Raw genomic sequence first — 23,331 nt, forward strand, 5'->3', positions numbered from 1 at the left:
AAAAGGTCGCACAAACGGGGGACCGATGGTCACTGCACTCGACGGTGTCGCCGGGATCATCGAACCATCGACCTGGGTCACGATGTTCGTCGTCGTGGTTGTCGGCGGCGTGCTCGCGATCGCTGCGCCTCCCGTTCGACGCACTGCAACCGACCCGCTGGTGGCGTGGCGCCGCTCGCGGCTCCACGGCCTCGGCATCGGGGTGGTCATCGGGGCGCTGTTCGGCGGCGCGTTCGTCATGCTCACTGGGGCAGACCGCGGGTCGGCGGTTCCGGGGCTCGTGCTGCTGCCTGCCGCGGTCGGCGCGCTCGCTGGGTCGTCCGTGCCGGGCGTGCGCGCGAGTCTGCGTCGGAGCGTGCGCAGTTCGCGCCGCGTAGCGCATGTCATCGCCCCGGCACGCCCGGACGGAGGTCTCACGTGGTCGGCGCGAGCGGCCGTTGCAGTCGCCTCGGTCGCGGTGGCCGTGCAGTTTGCGATCGTGGCGCATGCGAGCGACCGTGCTTCGACGGCCGTCTACCCTGCAGTGGCCGCGTTCATCACGGTTCCGGCGCTCGTCATGCTCATCCTGAGCGAGATTGAAACGCGCGTCCTACGAGGGACACCAACCTCGGCCGGATCGGCGGAGCACCTCCGGTTCCAGGACCGCCAGAGGGCTCAAGCACACAGGGACGCGGCGGGAGGAGCGCTTGGACTCGGCGTGCTCGCATGCCTCATCGCCGTGCCGACGACTGTCAGCGCGCTCGCTCCGCATTCATTGCTGCTCGTGCTTGCCGCGCCCGCCGTTCAAGCGAGCATCGAGATCATCGCGGCGGCATGGATCGGGGCAGTCGCTGCAGCCTCGTTCTCTGAGCGCGCTGCCGCGCGGACCTGGTCTGTTCCTGACGCCCGCGACGGTGCATCGTGATCACCGTCGATCTCGCCGAGCCGGTTCCCCCGTACGAGCAGATTCGCGCCCAACTGGCGGCGCAGATCACCGGAGGTGCGCTGGCTGCAGGCACGCGCCTCCCGACCGTTCGGCGGCTGGCGGCTGACCTTGGTCTCGCGACCAACACGGTTGCACGTGCGTACAAAGCGCTCGAATTGGCGGGTCTCGTGACGACAGGGAGGCGCGCCGGCACAGTCGTCGCAGTCAACGGCGATACGGTTCGCCAGGAGGCGCACGCAGCGGCTCGCGCGTTCGCCGATCGGATGCGTGCGCTCGGAATCGATCGCACCGAGGCGCTGACGATGATCGATGCATCGTTCTCGTCCTGACCTACTGCCGGTCAGCCGAATCACGAACTCGCGGACGCGGCATCAGCGATGGCGCATCGTGGGCTGGCGCTGCCGCGCCAGGCGCACAACGCTTGCGATGACGGCGACCGTGCCGCCGAGGACCGCGATGAGCAGCACCCCGTTCGCGGCCTGCGCTTGCGCGGCGGTCGAGCTTGCGGAGGCGCCGGTGAGCGCGAGCGCCATGCTGACCGCCCCGGCACCGGCCGACTGTGAGAGCGTGCGGTTGATGTTGAGGGTCCCCGCCGCTGGGCCGGAGAGGTCGCCGGGCGCGCTCGCCATGATCTCCCGGTTGTTGGGGGACTGGAACACAGCGAAGCCGAAGCCCGTGAACGCTGCCGCCGCGAGAACGACGACGACGGCGGGATGCTGACCGAGGCGGGCGAGCCAGAGCAGACCGAGCGTGAAGAGCACGAGACCGCCGGTTGCGAGCACCGTCGGCGACCACGCGTCGGCGAGTCGTCCGGAGATCGGCGCGATCACGACGATGACGAGCGGCCAGGGCGTGAACAGCAGCGCGGACTGCAGCGGTGTCGCCCCGTATGCGGTCTGGAACAGGAAGGGCAGTGCGACGAACGCGACCCCCTGCCCGAAGAACGACCAGAATGCCGCCTGCAGGGCGAGCAGCATCGGCGTCGAGAACATGCGGAGCGGCAGGACCGGCTCTGCCGCACGGCGCTCGCGCGCGACGAACGCCCACCCGAGCAGCCCCGTGAGGAGTATGAGGCAGCCCCCGAGGGGAGCTGTTCGCGCGGCGGAGAGCTGATGGACACCGAGCAGAAAACTGGCGATGGCGGCGCCCGCCACGATCGCTCCTGGCACATCGAGGCGCACTCCCGGATTCGGCGTGTGTGGCATTCCGACGAGGACCAGAAGCGCGGATGCGACGCCGATCGGCACGTTGATCAGGAACAGCCACGGCCATCCCAGTTGACCGAGGATCAGGCCGCCGAGCGTCGGACCCGCGCACGTGCCGAGCGCGACGATCATCGCGTTCAGCCCGAGCACGAATCCGAGCCGCTGCGGAGGAAACAGCCGCCGGTAGCTCGGAATGACGACCGCGAACAGCAGCGACGACGAGGCGCCTTGGAAGACGCGGCTCAGGATGAGCACGTCGAGCGTCGGAGCCAGGGAGCAACACAGCGAGGCGATCGTGAAGAGCGGCATACCGATGAGGAACAGCTGTCGTCGTCCGACCCGCCGCGCGACGCTGATCGCCATCGGCAGCGAGCACGACAGCGCGAGCAGGAACGCCGTCGTCACCCAGACCGTGTCCGCGGCGTTCGCGTGCAACGCGCGGGTCAACGTCGGCAGCGCGACGTTCACGATCGATGAGTCGAGATTCGTCATGAACATCGACAGCAGCAACCCGAGGAGCGCGAGCATCCGGCGGGCGCCGCTGATCGCGAACACCGGCTCGTGCGCGTCGGAAGCCACGCTCCCGATATAAGCAGCTTGCGGAGCGCGACCCGGCGAATCTGCGCGAAAACGGCAACGCTCCTCCTGCTCGATTCGAACGGGAGGCGCGTCACCGGTCCGGCGCGCCCGCGCAGCATGTAGGCGTAGAAGCTGACAGCGTGATCGCGGCAGAACTCCAGTGTCCGGATCACGCTGAGACGCAGCCGGGAGGCCCCTTACCGCTGCGGCCTCGGTCCCGTCGACTCCCGCACGGTGAGGTGCGTCGCGAGCACGATCGAATGGCTGAGCGCCGAATCCTCCTGGTCGTCCGCCGGCGTGGCGGAGACACCAGTCTCGATGAGGTGAAGGAGCGCGCGGATCGCAACACGGCCGGCCTGCTCGATCGGCGAGGTGAGCGTCGTCAGCGACGGATGACAGAACGCCGCGCCGAAGATGTCGTCGCACCCGACGACGCTCATATCCTCGGGCACGCGCACGCCCCGTTCGCGGAACCGCTCGAGCATTCCGATCGCGAGGAGGTCGTTGAACGCGATGCAGGCCGTTGCCGTCGTGTTCAGTGCAGCGTCCGCCGCAGCGGCACCCGAGTCGACCGTCGGCACGTTGGGACCGATGCGCGTCAGGGTCAGGCCGAGCGCCTTCGATGCCGCGTGAAGCGCCCCGAAGCGACGCTTGTCCGACCATGAGCCGTCCGGGCCCGCCACGTAGAGGATGTCGCGGTGCCCGAGCGAGACGAGATGTTGGATCGCCTGCTCCATGCCGCCAGGCGTGTCGATGAGTACCGAGGGGACACCCTCGGGCTTCCGGTTGACCACGACGAGTGGGAGGCGGTGCGCGATCTCCGCCAACCGCTGATCGGAGAGGCGTGACGCGGAGATCACTGCCCCGTCGGCTCGGTCGGCGATCGCGTTCAATGCCTGGAGCTCCGAGCTCGCCGACTCCTCGGTGTCGACGAGCAGCTGCATCCACCCCGCGGCCGCCAACTGGTGCTGGGTGCCTCGGATGATCCCGAAGTAGAACGGGTTCGTCACGTCCGACACGAGCACCGCGACCGCGTGCTTGCGGTGCGCTTGCGGCTCCACATGCACTCGCTGGTATCCGAGCTCGGCGGCGGTCCTCTCGATATGAAGCCGCGTCGTCTGGTTCACTCGCCGCGGAAACGAGAACGCCCGCGAGACCGTCGACGGCGCAACGCCCGCTGCCCGTGCAACGTCTCGGATGGACACCCGTTTCGGCGGACCTTCGATGCTCGTCGTCGTCCCGCCTCCTTCAACGCGACCCTGCGCCTCGGTCCGGCGCACCATCGCGCCAGAGCCCCGACGGTAGTGAGCACGGCGCAGCAAGACAAAACTGTTGCCAAACGTTGTCGCGAATTTCGTCGGGGAAATAACGCTCCGGTCACGCTCGGTGGCAACAGAATGCAACAGCTTGCCGTGTTCGCAAAAGGCTCCCTACCGTTCGAGAACCAATCGAGTACTCAACGGAGAGGACCCATCATGCGCGGAAAACGTGCGGTCGCAGCACTCGCGGGCTTGGCGCTCGCGGGCCTGGCGCTGACGGCCTGCAGTTCGGGCAACAGCCCGGCTTCCAGTTCGACCGGCGGGGCTGTCGACGGCAAGGGGAAGACGATCACGATCTTCACCCTCGCCAACACGCAGTACCCGCAGCAGCAGAAGCAATTCGACGCTTCCGTCGCCGCTGCCTTCAAGAAGCAGACCGGCGCGACGCTCGTCTGGGACATGGGAGCCTCCGCGAACGACGAGCAGACGAAGATCCAGACGTCGGCAGTCTCGGGCCAGGGCCCGGACGTCTACGACATCGGAACGACCTTCACGCCGACCGCGTACTCCACCGGCGACTTCGTCAGCATGACGACCGCCGACTGGAACGCGGTCGGCGGGAAGAGCAAGTTCGTGCCGGCGTCCCTCGGTATCTCCGGCCCGAGCTCGAAGGACCAGATCGGGATCCCGTACGAGTCCCGTCCGTTCGTCATGGCATACAACACGAAGCTGTTCCAGCAGGCAGGGCTCACAAAGCCCGCCACCACATGGGACGGCTTGATCGCCCAGGCGAAGAAGCTCACCGGCAACGGCAACTACGGCATGGCCGTCGACTACAAAGACAGCTTCAGCCCGTGGAAGTACGTCTGGATGTACGACATGCAGATGGGCAACCCGCTCATCTCGGGCAAGAAAGCCACGCTCGACGACGCGAAGACGATGAAGGCCTACCAGGACTACTTCGGCCTCCTCACCAAGGACCACGTCGTCGACCCGGCATCCGTCGGATGGACCAGCGTGCAGGCGCTCGCCGCGTTCGCGCAGGGCAAGGCGGCGATGCTGAACTGGACGACCGCAACAGCCCAGAACACCCTGAACGCCTCGCCGATCAAGGGTGACTACAAGTTCGCCGTCATGCCCACGGTTCCGCCGGGATACTCCTCCCTGCCGAGCGGTGGGAACGCCGCCGCGAGCATCATCTCCGGTGACAACCTCGTCGTCGCCAAGTACTCGAAGAACCAGGCGCTCGACTTCGCGCTGGTGAAGTACCTGACGAGCGACAGCGTTCAGCAGGAGCTGTACTCGCAGTTCGGCAACCTGCCGGTCACGACGTCCGAGTCGAACAAGCTCGAGAAGAACCAGGCGTCGCTCGCACCGCTGCTCGAGGCCGGCGCGAAGTCCGTGACGACGCCGTTCTCCGGCGCGTGGGGCGCAACTGAGGTCGGCATGCTCAACGTCGTCACCCAGGCGATCCCGTCGCTCAACAACGGATCCGTCAGCGACAGCCAGCTGAAGGGGTGGCTGACCACGCTGCAGAACACCGCGAACCAGGCGCTCCAGTCGCAATGACGACCGAATCGACCGCCGCGAGCCGTTCGTCCGCCGTCCGGGCGAACGGTTCGCGGCCCGCCGGAAAGCGGCGCCCCGTCTCGAAGCGCGACCGGCCACTGTGGATGCTGATTCCCGGCGGCTTCCTGCTCGTGATCGTGATCGTGATCCCGCTGATCATCGCGATCTGGATGTCGCTGCTGAACCTCAGCCAGTACACGATCCGACAGTGGCTTGCCGCCCCGTTCGTGGCCGTCGAGAACTACGTCGTCGCGATCACGCAGACCGGCTTCTTCTCGTCCCTCGGCGTGAGCATCGGATTCTCGGTGATCGCGACGATCTGCAGCGTGCCGTTCGGCGTCGCCGCCGCGGTCGCCACCCACAACGCCTTCCGCGGCCGCGCCGTCGTGCGATCGCTGTTCCTCGTGCCCTACGTGATCCCGTCGTTCGTCGTCGCGACCATCTGGCGGACGATCATGCAGCCCGGCGGGGTGTGGACGGGCCTCCTGGCCGGATTCGGGGTGAAGTCGAGCCTGTGGCTGAACGGCCCCAACGCGTTCTGGACGCTCGTGATCGTCGAGATCTGGGCCTCCTGGCCGTTCATCTATTTGCTCACGCTCGCCGGACTCCAGACGATCGAAAGCCAGGTGTTCGAGGCGGCCGCGATCGACGGCGCCCGCTGGCGTCGGCAGATGTGGTCCGTCGTGTTCCCGAACATCCGCGGTCCGCTGGCGCTCGCCTGCGTGGTGTCGGTGCTGAACCACATCAACAACTTCACGCTGCCGTTCGTCTTGTTCGGCATACCTGCGCCGAACAACGTGCAGACGCTGCCGTTCCTGACCTACATCCAGAGCTTCACGATCTTCCGGTTCGGGCTCGGCGCGGCGACAGCGGTGCTCTCGCTCGTGCTGCTCGCCATTCCGCTGATCGTGTATCTCCGCATGGTTCGGCTCGACGTCGGCAAGGAGGGCTGACATGACAGCACCAGCTGCCCCGCTCACCGAGCGGCACCGCGCCACCGCCGGGATCGGCGTGCTCGTTCCCGTGTGGCTCCGCTCCGTTATCATCGTGGTGATCCTCATCATGATCGCGGTGCCCATGATGTTCGTCATCTTCGGGTCGGTGAACTCCGACCTCGGCGTCGCAAGCGGCGAGTACTTCCCGTCGTCGTTCACGCTCAGCAACTACGCGAAGATCTGGACCACCGTCGGCCTCGCACGCGGCATGGTGAACAGCATCGTGGTCGCCGGATCGACCGCGCTCGTCGCCACGGCGATCGCGACGATCTCGGCGTACGTGCTCGTGCGGTTCACGTTCCTCGGCCGGGTCACCGTGCTCCGCTCGATGCTCATCCTGCAGTCGATCCCCGGCACGCTCCTGCTGCTCCCGCTGTTCGTGGTGTTCTCGTCGTTCTCGACGTACATCGGGCTGCAGGTCATCGGAACGCGGTGGGGGCTCTTCGTCACCTACCTCACGTTCGCGCTGCCGTTCGCGACCTGGGTGATGGTGACCTACCTCCGCGGGCTCCCGCCGGAGCTCGAGGAAGCCGCCCGCATGGACGGGGCGTCGAACGTCCGGATCGTCGGGCAGGTCGTGCTGCCGCTGAGCTGGCCCGGAATCGTCGTCGCGGGAATCTTCTCGTTCCTGCTCGGCTGGAACGACGTGCTGTTCGCATCAGTGATGACGAATTCGAGCACGGAGACCGTCTCGATCGCGCTGAACATCTTCAGCGCCTCCCAGGCCGGCGGGTCCCTGCCGCTGTACGGGCAGCTGATGGCGGCATCGCTCATCTGCGCCGCGCCGGTCGTGATTCTCTATCTGCTGCTCCAGCGCTGGCTGGTCGGCGGCCTCACTACAGGAAGTGTCAAGTAATGACCAACGACCCACAACCGTTGTCTGCTGTCATCGTGGGGTGCGGGGTGATCGCCCACAATCATGTTCGCGCGATCGCTGCGCACGAGGGTGCGCGGGTGGTTGGTCTGGTCGATCCGGACCAGGCTGCCGCGGCGCGCATCGCGGACCTCGCGGACGAGGTCGGGATGCCGCGTCCGCGCTGCTTCGCGGACCTCGCGGACGCGCTGGCGGAGCTCTCGCCCGACATCGTCGTGATCGCCACGCCGAGCGGATTGCACGTCGCTCTCGCGGAGCAGGCGCTCGCGTCGGGGGCGAACGTGATCATCGAGAAGCCGCTGGATGTGTCGGTGCCGGTCGGTCGCCGGATGCGGGAGCTCGCCGCGGATGCGGAGCGGCGGGGGCTTGTGGTCTCGGTGATCAGTCAGCATCGGTTCGACCCGGCGTCGGTCGTGGTCGCGAATGCGCTCCGGGACGGCACGTTCGGCCGGTTGACCAGCGCGGTCGCGTCGGTGGCGTGGTGGCGCTCGCAGGAGTATTACGACTCGGGGCAGTGGCGGGGAACGTGGGAGCTGGATGGCGGCGGGTCGGTGATGAACCAGGGTGTGCACACCGTGGATCTGCTGGTCTGGTTCCTGGGTCGGCCGATCGCGGTGTATGCGCACACGGCTCGGCTTGCTCATGAGCGGATCGCGGTCGAGGATGTTGCGGTCGCGACGGTGCGGTTCGAGAGCGGGGCGCTTGCCGTGCTGCACGCCACGACGGCGGCGTATCCCGGGCTGACGGTGCGCGTGCAGGTGCATGGGTCGGAGGGGTCCGCGGTGATCGAGGATGACCAGTTGGCGTACTTCGCTGGTGTCGGTGCGCGTGGTGGGGACAACGCGGATCCGACGAGGTCCGCGGAGAACCATGCTGATGAGTTGGTGGAGCCGGCGCATCGGTACGGCAATCCGCGCGAGGCGGACGCGTTCGTGCAGGCGCATCGCCGTCAGTACGACGACATCATCGACGCGATCCGGACGGCGCGCGCGCCGGGCGTGACGGTCGACGCAGCGCTCCGGTCGTTGGCAGTCGTCCGCGCGCTCTACGTCTCCGCGACCGTGGGCCGCGAGGTCGCGATCGACGACGTCCTCAGCGGCGCCTACGACGACGTCCAGACCCGCACCGAATTCACCGAGCCTGCGGAGGCCGTCGCCACCGCGGGGAAGTATTGACCGGCAGACCACGAAGCGAGGCAATTCCGTGAAGTTCTCCGTATTCACTGCGTCCACTCCGGACTGGACCCCCGAGGAGGCAGCGACGACGCTTGCCGCCCAGGGCTGGGACGGTATCGAGTGGCGGATCACCGACCAGCAGCCTGCCGACGAGCCGGGCTTCTGGGCAGGCAACCGGGCCACCTGGCCGTTGACCGGTCTGGAGGATCGGATCCCCGAGATCGCGGCCGTCACCCGCGACGCCGGGCTCGCGTTCTCGGGCATCGGAGGGTACGCCCGCGTGAACGACTACGACAACGTCGAGCGCATGCTCGCCGCGACCGCGGCGCTCGGCGCCGAACGGGTCCGGGTGACGATGCTGCAACTCGGGACCGGTCCATACCGGGAGCTGTTCTCGGCCGCGCGCCGCGACCTGGAGTGGGTCGCCGACCGGGCCGCGCACCATGGGGTGCAGGCGCTCGTCGAGCTGCACCACCGGACGATCACCTCCTCGGCGTCGGCGGCGTTCCGACTCGTCGACGGGCTCGACCCGGACCATGTCGGCGTCATCCACGACTCCGGGAACCTGGCGATCGAGGGCCATGAGGATCACGTTGCCGCCTTCGAACTGCTCGGCGAATACCTCGCACACGTGCACGTGAAGAACGTCGCTTGGCGCCCGACTGGTGCGCGCCGTCCCGACGGATCCGCTGTGTGGGATGCGAAGTGGGAGCCGCTCCTCGAGGGGCAGGTCGACCTCGACGCCTACTTCGCCGCGCTGGCACGCGTGGGCTACGACCGGTGGGTCACGCTCGAGGACTTCTCGACCGCGGAGCCGTTGGCGGAGCGGACCGCGCACAACCTGGCGATCGTGCGGGCAGCGCACACCCGCGCGCTCGAGCAGGCCGCCTAGGAGCGCGAGCCGGTCGGCGTCGGGCCTGCGGTCGGGCGAGCGCCCAGGCCGAAGGCCCGACGCTGTGGCCTCAGTGCACCAGACCAAGCGCCGTCGGCACGGTGTACAGGCTGAATCCGATCACGATGATCGACAGGCCCGTGACACTCCACCGGTAGATGCCGCGCATGCGCATCGCGGGCGGGAGCGCGCGACGCTCGAGCAGCAGGAGCAGCCCGAGCACGATCGGCAGCAGCAGCGCGTTCATGACTTCGACGTCGACGGCGAGCTGGACAAGGTCGGCGCTCGCCAGGACGATCACCGCCCCGACGACGTGCGTCAGCGCGTAGACAAGGAAGAACGGGCGGTTCGACCGCGTGATCCCACCGTTCAGCGAGTGCTTCCAGCCGAGCACATCGGCGATGCCCCACGAACCGGCGAGTGAGACGACGATCGCAGCGACGAACGCGCCTCCCAGGATGGCGACGCCGATGAGCACGCGTGCGGATGCGTTCCCCAGGAACGGTGCGAGGGCTGTCGCGATCTGGCCGACGGTGCCGAGTCCCGTGCTCCCGCCGTGGCCGGTGCGCCAGATCGTTGCCGCGAGGGTGATGATGACGACGATCATCACGCCCTGGGTGAGGAGTGAGCCGAAGGCGGTGTCGCGGCGCTCGCGCCCGAGGTCGCGAATGGTGATGCCTTTGTCGATGACCGCGGTCTGCTGGTAGAAGATCATCCACGGCATGATCACCGCGCCCACGTTCGCAGCGAGCAAGTACAGGTACCCGTGGTTCGCGAGCGGGAGCGCGGCGAAATGCGCGCTGAGGTCGCTCCACCGTGGATGGGCGGCGATCATCGCAGGGATGAACGCGAGCTGGCCGAGGCCGACGATGATCCCGATGCGCTCGACGCGCCGGTAGCTTCCGAGCAAAGCGACGACAACGAGCACGAGCGTGACGATCGGCACTGTGATCCATCGCGAGACGCCGAACAGCTCGCCGACGCCCGCGATACCCGCAAACTCGGTGAGGAGCGCCCCCACCGCTGAGACCACGAGCGTACCAGCCGACACCCACGCCCACCGACCACCGAAGTGCTCTCGGATCAGCTGTCCGTGGCCCTTGCGGGTGACGACGCCCAGCCGGACGGTGATCTCCTGGACCATGAAGAGGATCGGAATGAGCACGAGCTGTGGGAGCACCATCGCGTATCCCCACTGCGCGCCGGACTGGGCTGCGGTGATGAGGCAGCCGGCGTCCGTGTCCGCGAGCATGACGATCAGGCCGGGACCCCATACGGCGAGCAGCGATCGGCGGGTCGGTGTGGGCGGTGCGGTCGTCCCGCGCTCGTTCAGCAACACGTTTCTAAGGTAAGGCAAGCCTTACCTATGTGACCACGGGAATTGCCACAGGACTAGCGTCGGGTGACGGAACGCCACCGAGGAGAGGACCCCAATGTCGACCATCGCCATCATCGGAGCCGGCAGCGGCGTCGGTCTTGCAACCGCTCGCCGATTCGGGCGCGAGGGGTTTGCCGTCGCACTCATCTCGCGGAACCAGGCCCGCCTCGATGCGCTTGCAGCCGAACTCCGCGCGGATGGCGTGGAGGCGCAGGGATTCGCGGCGAACGTGCGCGACGCAGCGTCGCTGACGGGCGCGCTCGAGACGGCAACGGAGCAGCTCGGGCTGATCGAGGTGCTGCAGTACAGCCCGCTCCCCGCCAAGGAGTACATGCGGCCGGTCCTCGAGACCGTCGCGGCCGACCTTGTCGGACCGATCGAGTTCTCCGTCTACGGAGCCGTCACCGCAGCGCGGCAGGTCATCCCGAGCATGCGCTCGCTCCGGCGCGGCACGATCCTGTTCGTCAACGGCGCGAGCGCCGTGCGACCGGGTGCACGCGTCACGGGCACCTCTGTCGCCTTCGCCGGAGAGTCCGCGTACGCGTCGCTGCTCCACGATGCCCTGGCCGACGAGAACATCCACGTCGGGCAGCTCATCATTCCGTTCGGTATCGACGATGGGCAGGAGTCGCACTCGGGCACGGCAATCGCCGAGCGGCTTTGGGCGATGCACGCGGAACGCGGGGAGTTCCGCGTCTACGCGGAACCGCTCGACTGAGTCGGAGCTCCCAGCCGGGAGCACCGCGCCGGGAGGGCTCGGACCGAAGCGGGCCGGTCCGGCCCACCTGACGAGCGGGGTATCAATTCGCTCGCATTAGGCTGGGGCCGTGCGCCGTCGAAGCAACCTCAACATGGCGCCCGGCATAGTAGCGCGATACGCCGCGCTCGTGGTCGTCTTCCTCTGGGGCATCTATCAAGCCTTCTGGAATCTCGCCGCCCGGGACATCGACGGTGACGAGCAGACCTACGTGCAGGCAGGCTGGCAGTACGTCCACGGCCAATTCGCGCTGAACCAGGAACACCCGCCGACTGCGAAGTATCTGTTCGGCCTCGCACAGCTCGTTGCCGGGCAGGGGGTGGTTGGCCCTCGAGCTGTCGTCGCCGCGCTCATCGTGCTCGGTGGAGCGGCCATCTTCTGGTGGCTTCGTCGCGAAGTCGGTTGGTGGGGTGCGCTGCTCGCGGCCGGTCTGTGGATGCTCCTGCCGCGTGGCGTGCCGGACAGTGACGGCCTCCGCATCGACCGCTCGGCGACCGTCGATCCAGTGATGGTGGTCTTTGCCATCGGCGCGTTCGCGACCGGCTGGCGCTGGATCCGAACGGAGCGCTGGTACTGGGCGGCCGCCTCCGGTGTGCTGATGGCGGCCTCGGTGACGTCGAAAGTGTCGACGCTCGTGCTGCTGCCCGCTTTCCTCCTGCTCCCGATCATGTTCCGCAAGTGGAGAGCGCTCGTGCGCGGCGGCGCGGTGTGGACCGCGACGTTCCTCGTGACCGCGATCCTCGTCTACGCGCCGCTCGGCCTGCATGCCGTGAAGTACATGTTCGCGTTTCAGTCGCGGCACAACCAGCTGGGGCACCTCACATCGGTCGCTGGAACGACGTACACGCATGCTCCCTGGTGGGCGAACCTCTGGTTCATGCTGCAGGGGATGGGGCTGCCCGTGATCCTCGTCCTCGCCGTGGGAGTTGGCGCGGCCATCGTCATTCGGCCGGACAGATTGGTTGTCTGGCTCGGTGTCGCGCTGCTGCTCCTGTTCGCGTTCTACCTCGGGTACGCCGACGTCGCGCTCGCGTACTACTACGACGCGTGGACCTGGCTCGTCTCGGTGATCGCCGGCGTCGGGTACGCGCGGCTCGCCGCGGTGCGCCCACGAGTGGTGAGCCTCTCGATCGTGGCGGCGGCTGTCGTGGTCGCGGTCGCCGCGAGTGCGGGCGTGTCGGGGACGGTCTGGCGGGCTCGGCCGACGGGGATCGCACGCGTTCCCGCGCTGCTCCAGCGGGAGGCGCCGCACGGCGGGGTCCCGCTGGTCGCCGGGATGAGTCCATCCGTCTACGCGCCGTATCTCGGCAATCGCGCGACGATGGGTGACTCGGCCGGCCCCTATTCGGTCATCATCGACGGCACCGACCCACGCTTCCCGCTCACGCCGCGCGAGCAAGCCGTGCTCCGCGTCGATCGGGCAGCGTTCCACCGATATCGTCTCGACGACGTCACCGTTTGGATCCCGGACCGCCTGATCGCATCGTCACCGTCCGGGCTGCAGGTCGCCGGCAGTCACTGACGCCGTTCGACCGTCCATGCGCCGTCGCTCAGCGCGACAGGTACGCGCAGGTGAGGTTCAGCGTCCAGCCGGGCGGGGCCTCGACCAACTGCGGGTCCGTTGTCTTGCCCGTGCCGCACTGCTGCTTGGCCGCGGCGACCTGGACGGCGAGCGGGGTCCCTTGCGACCGCTGCGACGGCGGAGTCCACCAGTTCACGACGAGCGGCAGCGCGACGACGACCGCGACGGCGACGGCGATGATGCGGGGAGCACGGAGCGAGCGTTGCAGCAGCGTATCGGCGATGAGGACGAGTGCGGCGAGGATGAAGCCGGAGCTGACGCTCGAATACCGCCACACACCGAACCCGGACACATCTTGGAAGGTGTGTTGCGCGAACTCGAATCCGGGTGCAGGACTGACGAGAATCGCTGCCGACCAGATGATGCCCGAACCGAGCGTCGTCGCGACAATCATCCACCGCTGCTTCGAGTTCGCCCAGATGGCCGCGACCACCGCGAGTCCGAGCATGACGACCGCCAGCACGATAAGCGGCAGCAGCGTGACATGCGTGATGACCTCGGCGATGAAATGCAGATGGAAGGTCCAGCTTGCCGCGAGCGGCACCGCGAGATACCCGACGACGACGTCCCACGGCGTGATGTGTGTGGGGCCGAAGTTGTATTGGACACGAGGGGTGCCGAGGTAAGTCGCCACCTCGATCGCGGCGCCGAGCAGTGCACCGGCGATCATCGGCCACTTCTTCGGGCGGCGCACGCCGAGCAGCAGGAGCGGCATGAACAGGATCGCCTGCGTCTCCGACAAGAGGATCAGCGCGGACAGTGCCGCCGCACCGATCGACGACCACCACTTCTTCGGGACGAAGATGAACAGCCACGGCGACAGCAGCAGCAGGTACGAGTGCAGGTTGTTCAGCGTGCCGAGCGACTCTTCCGGTGCCGTCGGAATGAGCGGCGGGATAGCGGCGAGCAGGATCCGCAGCACGGGGGATTGCAGCACGCCACGCGAGAGGATGAAGAGCAGCGCACTCACCGCGCCGACCGTCAGGCAAGCGAGCAGCGTCACGGTCTGGGCAAGGTAGGTCGGGCCGGCAACCGTGGTGGCGAGGCTCGCGAGCAGTCGCGGCAGCATCTGCTGGTAGCCGCCGATCGGGGTGAACAGGCTGGCCCAGAACCCTTGCACGTTCGCGTCGGACACGAAGTTGCGACCGTCCTCCGCCCACAGCACGTGCCGTGCGAGGGGCGTGACCCGGAGGTACGCGGCCGCCGTGCACGCGACGAACAGGATCGTGGCGATGAGTGCAGTCCGTGTCGACGGGGAGAGCGACCGCTTGTTCATGGGCTCCATCTTCTCCGATCCGGGGCGTCTTGCCGACCACCCCGCCGGGACGGACGACCGGATCCTGACTGATGATCAATCGGGTTCCCCCGGAGTGGGGTTCGATCTGCATGCGGTCGTTCTCTTATCGTTGCTCGTGGGCTGCAGGGAGCCCATCACTTTTCGGCGGACAGGGACGGAATCGACGCGTGCGTTTTTTACGAACAGGTGCGGCTTTGCTGACAGGCGTTGCGGCACTGATGCTGACGGCGGGGCTGACCACCCTTCCGGCGGCGGCCGCAGCACCGTCCGATCCGTCGTTGTCGGTGCAGGACGCGACCGGCAACCACGCGATGGGATCGTCGATCGCCGCACACGAGGGCGTCTCCACGAACGGTCCGATGTCGATGTCCGTTCGCCCCGACGTCAGTTCGAGCTCGATGGCTCCCGGGATGGATGTCAGCGCGTGGCAGCCGTCGCCGAACTGGTCGGCGGATTACGCGAATGGCGCCCGCTTTGCCTATATCAAGGCGACGGAGGGGACGAGCTACGTCAGTGGTTCATTCGCGGCGCAATACGCCAACTCGTACAACGCCGGCCTCATCCGCGGCGCGTATGTGTATGCGCAGCCGACGCAAGCGAGCGGCACCGCGACCGCGAATTACTTCTTCTCGCACGGTGGCGGCTGGAGTCCGGACGGCCGGACGCTCCCGCCGCTGCTTGATATCGAGTACGGCAGCTCCTCGCAGGGCACTTGCTACGGAATCAGCCAGACCGCGATGGTCGGGTGGATCTCGGACTTCGTCAACACCATGCACAACCTCACCGGCGTGTGGCCCGCGATCTACACCACGACCGACTGGTGGACCCAGTGCACGGGCAACAGCACCGGCTTCCCGCTCGATCCGTTCTTCGTCGCGCGATACACCTCCGCCTCCAGCCCGGGCACGCTGGGTGGCTCGTGGGCGACCTGGACGATGTGGCAGTGGGCCGACAGCGGCACCTTCGAGGGGGACCAGGACGTCTTCAACGGCGACCTGTCCGCGCTGCAGTCCTACGCGAACGGATCCGCGCCGGTCTCGAGTGCCCCGGTGACACGCGTTGCCGGGGACGATGCTCCTGGCACGAGCGCGGCCCTGTCCGCAGCGACGTTCCCGTCGGGCGTCAACACCGTGTTCATCGCGACCCGCGCGAACTTCCCGGACGCGCTCGCCGGTGCGGCCGCCGCAGGCAAGGCAGGCGGGCCCATCCTGCTCGTCGACCAGTCTCCGATCCAGTCATCGGTGACCACGGAGCTGACACGCCTCGCTCCGAAGCACATCGTCGTCCTCGGCGGACCGAACGCCGTGAGTGACACGATCGCGTCCCAGTTGCAGACGTTCACGCCGAATCCGGTCACCCGGGAATACGGGTCCGACCGCTACGACACGGCGGCGACCATCGCCGCGGACAACTGGGGCTCGTCGGCGCGAACCGTGTACTTGGCAACGGGATCGAACTACCCGGACGCGGTCGCCGCATCCTCCGTCGCGGCGGCGACCGCCGAGAGCGGCCCGGTGCTCCTCACCGATCCCAACACGCTCTCGGTGGCCACGCAGGCGGAGATTCAGAAGCTCAACCCGAGCAAGGTTGTGCTGCTCGGCGGCACCGCGGCGGTGAGCAGCGCAGTGCAGGCATCGGTGACCAGCACGCTGGGTGCGCTCGGCAACGGCGGCACCGTCGTTCGCATCGCCGGATCTGATCGCTTCGGCACCGCAGCCGACGTGGCGTCGAGCGTGTACTCGTCGGCGTCGACGGTGTATCTCGCGACGGGGGAGAACTTCCCCGATGCACTGTCCGGAGGCCCGGTGGCGGGATACAACGCCGCCCCCGTCCTCCTCGTCATGGGCGACTCGATTCCGGCAGCGACCCGCGCCGAGATCATCGCGCTGAAGCCGACGAAGATCGTCATCATCGGCGGGACGAGCGCCGTCGACAGCGCCGTGCAGGCGCTCCTGTAGCTACAGCGTCGCGACCGCGGAGTCGGCGACCGCGGCCGTGCCGCCGAGCACCACGACGTTCGTCGCGCCAAGCGCGGCGATCTCATCCTGCACGGCCGCGGGCGTCTGCGACGGCTGGACGAGAAGGACGGGAGCGCCGTTGCGCGCGGCGACAGGGGCTCCGGCGAGCGCATCCGGGAAGTTGGTGCCCGTCGCGACGTACACGGTCTGGGCCGCGCTGTAGCCGAGGGCCGCGAGTGCTGCCGAGGTCTCGTAGCGGCTCGAGCCCGAGACTCGTGTCACGCTGCCCCATTGACCCAGTTGGGAGGCGACGTCTGCGCTCACCGCATTCACGCCTCCGAGCACGAAGACGTGCAGAGCGACGCCCGAGACGCTTCGGAGCCGGTTCAGTTCGCTCTGAATCTCCGACGGAATGAACGTGCCGGGCACGAGCAGGACCGGTCCGCGGTGCGCTGCGGTCGCCGCGATCGCCGCGCCCGACAGCGCGTCCGGGAAGTTCAGCCCTGTCGCGATGTAGACGTTCGCTGCGCCGTTCGGGAACGTGTCGCTCGAGACGGTCGCGGAGGTCGCCCACCGGGTGTCACCAGCCTCCCGGAGCGTCGGGTGCACCGTATTGCTCGCGTATCCGGCGAGGGTGCTTTCCACACCGGTTGATATCACGTCGGTTCCGCCGAGAATCACGATCTGCTGCGGATGCAGCGTTGTCAGCTCGTTCTCGGTGGCGGTGGGGACGGAGTCCGCCAGCACGAGCAGCACCGGGGCGCCGTCGACCCCGGCCGCCGGTCCCCCGGAGAGTGCGTCGGGGAAGTTCGCTCTCGTTGCGACGTACACCTTCGACAGCCCAGGTGAGGAGTTTCCGAGCGATGCCGTCTGGGCGGCAGTGTCGAAAGCATCCGACCCGGCGATCCGCTGGACGCTCGTGATGCTCGGCTGCTCGAACGCCGTGATCCCGTGGGGGGAACCGAGGCCGGTCGGTCCGTCGTAGCCCGGCCCGGCGTTGCACTGCACGGCGACAGCACAGGTGCCGTTGCTTCCGGCCACGATGTCGTTCAAGCCGCTCGTGCGCTGATACGGCCACTGCACCGGGTATGCGCCGGCGGCCGGGCCCGGTGAGCCGGTGGTCGCGGCGGCCAGCGCGTACGTCGCCGCGATGATCGGCGACGACAGGCTCGTGCCGGAGAACTCGCCCCATCCGCTTCCCGTCGAGTCGGTGGCATAGACGAGGACGCCGTACGCAACCGCGGACACGTCGGCCGCGGAACGTGTTTGGCAGCCGGTGGCCGTCTGCCAGGCCGGAGCGGACTCGCTGCCGCATCCGGAGCCTCCGTTGGACCACGCCTGCTCCACCCACGTCGTCGGCGTGTTGGCGGTGAGGGTCGTCCCCCCGACCGCGGTCACGAACGGCGAGTCCGCCGGATATTGGGCTCCGTATCCGCTGTCGCCCGCTGAGGCGGTGATGGCGACGCCGGGGTGCTGGTAGTAGAGCTGGTCGGCCTCGTGGTCCATGGCGCTGCCCAGGTCCGACGTGCTGTAGGAGTTCGAGATGTACTTCGCGCCGAAGGCGACGGCCGCATTGACGCCTGCCCCGACGTCGTTGATGTCGTCGCTGTTCGCCTCGACGAGGAGGAGACGGCACTGGGGGCAGACTGCGCTGATCATCTCCAGATCCGCTTCCGACTCCTGGCTCCAGTGGGACGTGGAGTCTGTCGGCACGTTCGTGGTGTCCGTCGAGCCGGTCTGCGTAATGGTCGTCAGGCAGCCGCTCGCCACGGAGCAGGTGCCGAGCCCCCACTGCTGGCGATACGCGTTCACGTCGGCCTCGATGTTCGGATCCCGGTACGCGTCGATGGCGGCGACGATCGGTCCAGAGCCAGGAAGTGCCGATGAACTCGGCAGCGCGTAGGCGTTTCGGATGTCCTGCGCCGTCAGGCCTGTCGATCCGGTTGTAGTGCCGAGCGGTGCGAGCGGGGGAGTGGAGGCCGACGCAGCTGTGCCGGTGGTCGCGGTCGTATCGCCGCGTTCGAGATCGCAGGCGACATGTCCGGGCTGCGGCAGCGAGCAGACCCGGTCGCGGCGGTGCTGTGCAACGTCCTGGCGCGCGGCCGATCCTGTCGATGCGGTCGCCCCCGCCGTCTGCAACGACCGTGCCATGCGTGTCGGAGCTCCGACGCGCTGGGGCCCGGCATTCGTGCGGGCAGCAGCGTCGGAACCCGCCCCGGACGACGGGGACCCGGTCGCCGGTGCAGCAGTGCTCCCGGCCGCGCTCGAGGTGGCGCTGATGGTCCCCGGAGGCGCGGCGAGCGCCGGTCCTGCTGGTCCGGCCAGCAGTGTGGTGGCGGTTGCGAGCGCGAAGATGGCAGCGGCGATCGGCCGACGAGACACGTGTGTCCCCTTCCCTGTCGCGGTCAGGGTAGCAAGCGCCTCATGCGTCACATCATCCCCAGGGCGGGGTGCACCGGTCTTCGCGGCGTTCGGAAACCGGACGGATCGACCGAGAAACGTTGTGCAATCGGTTGCCAAGTCTCGGGGCAGCGGCTACCGTCGACAAGCGGACGGCGCAACCGCCTCCATCGCCGCCGACGAGCGGCGCCGCGAGCATCAACGAGGAGCTGGCATGCAAGCAACCGCATGGACCCTGTCCGGATTCGGTGACGAGATCGACCCGGACCCGAGAGTGCAGGTCGCCGTGCTGCAGGCGCTCGGCGCGAAGCACATCGAGGTACGGAGCGCCTGGGGCGTCAATGTCGTCGATCTCGACGACGACCAGCTCGAGCGACTCGCGGCACTGCTCCGCGAAACCGGAATGGGCGTCTCTGCGATCGCATCGCCGATCGGCAAGGTGGACATCGCGCTGGAGCCGGAGCACGAGGTCGAGCGCCTCCGCCGTGTCATCCGCGTCGCTCACGCCCTCGGCACCACGAACATTCGGATCTTCTCCTTCTACCGGGGTGAGGGCGTGCCGGTCGAAAGCATCCGCGACGATGTGATGACGCGCCTCCGGTTGCTCGCCGACCTCGCCGAGTCCGAGCAGGTCGTGCTGCTCCACGAGAACGAGAAGGACATCTTCGGCGACGTCCCATCCCGCGTGCTCGACATCGTCGAGACGGTCGGCTCACCGGCCCTTCGTCTCGCCTGGGACAACGCGAACTTCGTCCAGGTCGGGGTGCGGCCGTTCAGCGACGGCTGGGAGGCGCTTCGGCCCTACGTCGACTATCTCCAGGTCAAGGACGCGGTCGCGGCGGACGGCCATGTCGTCCCAGCGGGCCAGGGCGACGGTGAGTTGCGCGAGACGCTCACGGCGCTGCGCGATTCCGGCTACCAGGGGTTCGCGTCGCTCGAACCGCACCTCAGCGGCGCGTTCGCCCTCGGCGGCTTCTCGGGGCCGTCCGCATTCGGGGTTGCCGCTCGCGCGTTCGCCGCACTGCTCGCCGAGCTCGGCGTGGAGACTCGGTGACCCGCGCGGCCGTCATCGGCTGCGGAGACATCTCCGCACTCCACTTCGCCGCGATCGAGGCGATGCCCGACGTCGAACTCGTCGCCGTCTGCGACACCGATCCTGGGCGCCTGGAGGCGGCGACGGCAGCGCACGGCGTCGCTGGGTTCGATGACCACCAGCGCATGATCGAGGCGGAGCATCCCGACGTGGTGCACGTCACGACGCCGCACGCCGAGCACGCTGCGATCGCGATCGACGCGCTCCGGGCAGGCGTGGACGTCCTCCTCGAGAAACCGCTCGCGCACTCGCGAGGCGCAGGGGCGCGCGTGGTCGATGCAGCTGCCGAGTCGGGGGCTCGGCTCGGCGTGTGCTTCCAGAACCGGTACAACACCCCGGTCGTCGCAGCCAAGCAGTTGCTCGAGAGCGGTGCGCTCGGCCCGGTGCTCGGTGCGAACGCGACCGTCATGTGGCATCGCGATGCCGCGTATTACGCCGATCGACCATGGCGCGGACGGTGGCGCTCGGCCGGCGGGGGGCTCCTGATGAACCAGGCGATCCACACGGTCGACCTGCTGCAATGGCTCGTCGGCGACGTCGAGCGGGTGCGGGGCGGCGCCGCGACCCGGGTGCTCGGCGAGGTGATCGAGGTGGAGGACACCGCGGACATCGTGCTCGATCACGTCGGGGGCGCCCAGAGCACCTTCTTCGGCACCCTGAACAATCCCGTGAATGCCCCGGTCACCGTCGACGTTGTGACCGAAGGCGCTGTGCTGTCGCTCCGGGGCGCGCTCACCGTCACGTACACCGACGGCCGGGTCGAGACCGTCGAAGAGGACGCGTCCGCCTCCGGCCCGCGCGCGTACTGGGGGGCCTCGCACGAACGGCTGATTCGGGACTTCTACGGCGGAATCGGCAGCGGTGAGCCGTTCTGGATCGACGGGCGGGAGGCGCAGAAAACGCTCGACATCATCCAGACCGTCTACGACGCCTCCTTTCCGGCGCGACCGACGAACGACTGAGCGGGCGTACCGGGCGCGCGACCGATGGACGACTGATCGGGCGGACGACCGGCAGCTCAGCGCAATCGAGCGGAAGCCAGCGGCGGGAACGCAGATGCGGCCAGGCCACATCACATGAGATTTGAGAGAGGAACGAACACATGGCGGACGGCAAGCGCGTTCGGCTCGGCATCATCGGCTTCGGCGCCCAGGGCGGGATGTATGCCCGGCTCATCACCGACGGCCGCGTCCCGAACATGACGATCGGTGCGATCGTCGACATCGACCCGGCGAAGCGACAGCTTGCCGCCGAGCGGCATCCGGGCGTCGCGATCTTCGACGACTACCGATCGCTCCTCGGCGACGACGACGTCATCGATGCCGTCGTCACGACGGTTCCGCACTACCTTCACCCGGAGATCGGCATGGCCGCGATCCGCGCCGGAGTGCCGGTCCTCGTCGAGAAGCCGGCCGGTGTCTACACCCGGCAGGTGCGGGAACTGAACGAGGTCGCCGCGGAGCACCCGGACGTCGTCTTCGGAATCATGTTCAATCAGCGCAACAACCCGCTCTACCGTCGACTCAAGGAGATCGTCGATGCGGGTGAGATCGGCGCGATTCGGAGGACGAACTGGATCATCACGACCTGGTGGCGGCCGCAGGGCTACTACGACCAGAGCGCCTGGCGCGCGACGTGGGGTGGCGAGGGCGGCGGCGTCCTGGTGAATCAGGCGCCGCACCAGCTTGATCTGTGGCAGTGGATCTGCGGCGTTCCGCAGTCGGTGTTCGCGAAGGTGGCCTACGGGTTCCGCCGCAACATCGCTGTGGAGGACGAGGTCACGGCGCTCGTCGACTATGGCGACGGCGCGACGGGTGTGCTCGTCACCGCAACGCATGACGTGATCGGGACCGATCGACTCGAGATCCTTGGCGATCGCGGCAAGATCGTCGTCGAGAAGAGCGCCACCGCCACGGTGTATCGGCTTCGCCAGCCGGAGCGCGAGCTGAGTGATGGTCTCGCGCCGGCGGACGTCGCACGCCTGTTCCGCGGCGAGATCGACACCTCGGACTACTGGGACAGTGAGACGATCTCGTTCGAGTCGCAGTGGGGTGCGCAGCACGCGGGTGTGCTCGAGAATTTCGCTGCAGCCGTGCTCGACGGAACCCCGCTGCTCGCGCCGGGTTCGGACGGAATCAACGGGGTGCGGCTCGCGAACGCCATCCATCTGTCGAGCTGGCTCGGCCGGGAGGTTCCGCTCGACTTCGACGAGGACGAATATCTGGCCGAGTTGAACAAGCGGATCGCGGCCGAGGGTGTGTATCCCACGCGATAGCGTGTCCCCCGACGGCAAGGAGCGGGGATGACGGACTCCACGGGCGACGACGAATCACCCGCGGTGGGAGGGACGCGGCCTCGCGGAGCGCGGCCCACGATCTACGACATCGCGCAGCTCGCGGGAGTGAATCCGTCGACGGTCTCGCGCGCGCTCAGCAAGCCAGGGCGACTCAATCCGAAGACCGAGCAGCTGATCCGCGAGGCCGCGAAAGCGCTGAACTATCGGGTCAACCCGATGGCACGGGCGCTGCCGACTGGGCGCACGCATACGCTCGGCCTGATCGTCGCCGACATCACGAACCCGATGTTCTTCGACGTCGTGCGCGGAGCCGAGCGTGCGGCGGCGGCCGACGGCTACACGCTTGTGCTCGCGGAGTCGCAGGAGTCGGGTGCGCTCGAGGCGGAGACCGCCGACCGTGTCGCGCCCTCCGTCGACGGACTCATTCTCGTGACCACGCGTCTGACGGATGACGAGATCCGTGCGCTCGCCGAGCAGCATCCGCTCGTGGTGATCAACCGCCTCGTCGACGATGTCCCGTCGGTGATTCCCGAGGTCGCCCCCGGCATCGATGCGGCGCTCGATCATCTCGCGGCGGTCGGGCACACCTCGGTCGCGTTCCTCGCCGGGCCGGAGCGCTCCTGGATGAGTCGCGCGCGGTGGGACGAGATCATGGCCCGCGCGGTGGATCGCTCGCTCAACATCGTCGAGATCGCATCGTCGAGTCCGACGCTCGACGGCGGGATCGAAGCGTTCAACCGGGTCCGCGCCGCCGGGGTCACCGCTGTGGTCGCCTACAACGACCTCATGGGGATCGGCCTGCTGCGGGCGTCGCAACAGGCGGGGCTCAGCGTGCCGGGTGACCTCAGCATCGTCGGATTCGACGACATCTTCGGCTCGGACTTCACGTCGCCGCCGCTGTCGACCATTCGGACGCCGCTCAACCGTTTGGGGGAGCTCGCCGTACAGCGACTGCTCGCGCAACTCGGCACCGCCGCGGCGCCCGACGATGTCGGCGCGCTCGCGACGGAGTTCATACCGCGTGGCTCATCGGGCGCACCGCGGGGAGCCGGGAACGCCGCGCGCGCCTGACCGCGCGGCGGCCGCGCCCGCCTCCC

At 68.1% G+C, this 23,331-nt stretch carries 19 protein-coding genes; 14 read left to right on the forward strand and 5 right to left on the reverse strand.

Annotated features, from left to right (window positions below):
* The first annotated feature begins 25 nt into the window (after positions 1–25).
* The gene (locus tag CAM01S_RS00605; protein WP_066514600.1) at positions 26–904 is read left to right on the forward strand and encodes a hypothetical protein; all 879 of its coding nucleotides are present in this window, start codon (positions 26–28) and stop codon (positions 902–904) included.
* Positions 901–1,254 carry a GntR family transcriptional regulator gene (locus CAM01S_RS00610; RefSeq protein ID WP_066514604.1) on the forward strand — a complete coding sequence of 118 codons (354 nt, stop codon included), beginning with the start codon at positions 901–903 and terminating at the stop codon, positions 1,252–1,254. Before CAM01S_RS00605 ends, CAM01S_RS00610 begins: the two co-directional genes overlap by 4 nt.
* A gap of 42 nt (positions 1,255–1,296) precedes the next feature.
* Here the strand turns inward: CAM01S_RS00610 and CAM01S_RS00615 are convergent, their stop codons facing one another.
* A complete protein-coding gene (locus CAM01S_RS00615) occupies positions 1,297–2,709 on the reverse strand; it encodes an MFS transporter (protein WP_157071327.1) in 1,413 nt (470 codons plus the stop codon).
* A gap of 197 nt (positions 2,710–2,906) precedes the next feature.
* On the reverse strand, positions 2,907–4,031 hold the full coding sequence (locus tag CAM01S_RS00620) for a LacI family DNA-binding transcriptional regulator (RefSeq protein ID WP_245631491.1): 1,125 nt from the start codon (positions 4,029–4,031) through the stop codon (positions 2,907–2,909).
* A 153-nt stretch (positions 4,032–4,184) separates the two neighbouring features.
* Between CAM01S_RS00620 and CAM01S_RS00625 the strand changes: the two genes are divergently transcribed.
* From CAM01S_RS00625 to CAM01S_RS00645, 5 genes are read left to right on the forward strand one after another with little or no spacing between them, the layout of a single operon-like run.
* A complete protein-coding gene (locus CAM01S_RS00625; RefSeq protein ID WP_066514610.1) occupies positions 4,185–5,537 on the forward strand; it encodes an ABC transporter substrate-binding protein in 1,353 nt (450 codons plus the stop codon).
* Positions 5,534–6,490, forward strand: a complete 957-nt coding sequence (locus CAM01S_RS00630; RefSeq protein WP_066514613.1) for a carbohydrate ABC transporter permease — start codon at positions 5,534–5,536, stop codon at positions 6,488–6,490. Before CAM01S_RS00625 ends, CAM01S_RS00630 begins: the two co-directional genes overlap by 4 nt.
* 1 nt (position 6,491) lies before the next feature.
* Positions 6,492–7,388, forward strand: coding sequence for a carbohydrate ABC transporter permease (locus CAM01S_RS00635; RefSeq protein WP_066514615.1), 897 nt, complete (start codon positions 6,492–6,494; stop codon positions 7,386–7,388).
* Positions 7,388–8,581 (forward strand): Gfo/Idh/MocA family protein, encoded by a 1,194-nt coding sequence (locus tag CAM01S_RS00640; protein ID WP_066514618.1) that lies wholly within the window; start codon positions 7,388–7,390, stop codon positions 8,579–8,581. The genes CAM01S_RS00635 and CAM01S_RS00640 overlap by 1 nt, the downstream gene beginning before the upstream one ends.
* 28 nt (positions 8,582–8,609) lie before the next feature.
* Positions 8,610–9,473: a sugar phosphate isomerase/epimerase family protein gene (locus CAM01S_RS00645; RefSeq protein ID WP_066514619.1), complete on the forward strand. Its 864-nt coding sequence runs from the start codon at positions 8,610–8,612 to the stop codon at positions 9,471–9,473.
* A gap of 70 nt (positions 9,474–9,543) precedes the next feature.
* Here CAM01S_RS00645 and CAM01S_RS00650 read toward each other — a convergent pair whose 3' ends face one another.
* Positions 9,544–10,812 (reverse strand): NRAMP family divalent metal transporter, encoded by a 1,269-nt coding sequence (locus CAM01S_RS00650; RefSeq protein ID WP_066514622.1) that lies wholly within the window; start codon positions 10,810–10,812, stop codon positions 9,544–9,546.
* A gap of 94 nt (positions 10,813–10,906) precedes the next feature.
* Between CAM01S_RS00650 and CAM01S_RS00655 the strand changes: the two genes are divergently transcribed.
* A complete protein-coding gene (locus CAM01S_RS00655; protein ID WP_066514625.1) occupies positions 10,907–11,569 on the forward strand; it encodes an SDR family NAD(P)-dependent oxidoreductase in 663 nt (220 codons plus the stop codon).
* Positions 11,570–11,678: 109 nt separating this feature from the next.
* Positions 11,679–13,130 carry an ArnT family glycosyltransferase gene (locus CAM01S_RS00660; RefSeq protein ID WP_066514631.1) on the forward strand — a complete coding sequence of 484 codons (1,452 nt, stop codon included), beginning with the start codon at positions 11,679–11,681 and terminating at the stop codon, positions 13,128–13,130.
* A 28-nt stretch (positions 13,131–13,158) separates the two neighbouring features.
* On the opposite strand, the gene CAM01S_RS00665 is transcribed toward CAM01S_RS00660, so the two are convergent.
* Positions 13,159–14,466: a hypothetical protein gene (locus CAM01S_RS00665; RefSeq protein WP_157071328.1), complete on the reverse strand. Its 1,308-nt coding sequence runs from the start codon at positions 14,464–14,466 to the stop codon at positions 13,159–13,161.
* 215 nt (positions 14,467–14,681) lie between these two features.
* On the opposite strand from CAM01S_RS00665, the gene CAM01S_RS00670 reads away from it, so the two are divergent.
* Complete coding sequence (locus CAM01S_RS00670; protein WP_169795795.1) at positions 14,682–16,445, forward strand: cell wall-binding repeat-containing protein; 1,764 nt, start codon at positions 14,682–14,684, stop codon at positions 16,443–16,445.
* On the opposite strand, the gene CAM01S_RS00675 is transcribed toward CAM01S_RS00670, so the two are convergent.
* Positions 16,446–18,827, reverse strand: coding sequence for a cell wall-binding repeat-containing protein (locus tag CAM01S_RS00675; RefSeq protein WP_157071329.1), 2,382 nt, complete (start codon positions 18,825–18,827; stop codon positions 16,446–16,448).
* A 232-nt stretch (positions 18,828–19,059) separates the two neighbouring features.
* Between CAM01S_RS00675 and CAM01S_RS00680 the strand changes: the two genes are divergently transcribed.
* The 4 genes from CAM01S_RS00680 (at position 19,060) to CAM01S_RS00695 (ending at position 23,305) form a co-directional block, all read left to right on the forward strand.
* Complete coding sequence (locus CAM01S_RS00680; protein ID WP_066516582.1) at positions 19,060–19,899, forward strand: sugar phosphate isomerase/epimerase family protein; 840 nt, start codon at positions 19,060–19,062, stop codon at positions 19,897–19,899.
* Positions 19,896–20,900 carry a Gfo/Idh/MocA family protein gene (locus CAM01S_RS00685; protein ID WP_066514656.1) on the forward strand — a complete coding sequence of 335 codons (1,005 nt, stop codon included), beginning with the start codon at positions 19,896–19,898 and terminating at the stop codon, positions 20,898–20,900. Before CAM01S_RS00680 ends, CAM01S_RS00685 begins: the two co-directional genes overlap by 4 nt.
* A 140-nt stretch (positions 20,901–21,040) precedes the next feature.
* Positions 21,041–22,213, forward strand: coding sequence for a Gfo/Idh/MocA family protein (locus CAM01S_RS00690; RefSeq protein ID WP_066514660.1), 1,173 nt, complete (start codon positions 21,041–21,043; stop codon positions 22,211–22,213).
* Positions 22,214–22,240: 27 nt separating this feature from the next.
* Positions 22,241–23,305, forward strand: coding sequence for a LacI family DNA-binding transcriptional regulator (locus CAM01S_RS00695; protein WP_066514663.1), 1,065 nt, complete (start codon positions 22,241–22,243; stop codon positions 23,303–23,305).
* Positions 23,306–23,331: the final 26 nt, after the last annotated feature.

The organism is Curtobacterium ammoniigenes NBRC 101786, from assembly GCF_001571045.1.
Classification (GTDB): Bacteria; Actinomycetota; Actinomycetes; order Actinomycetales; family Microbacteriaceae; genus Curtobacterium; species Curtobacterium ammoniigenes.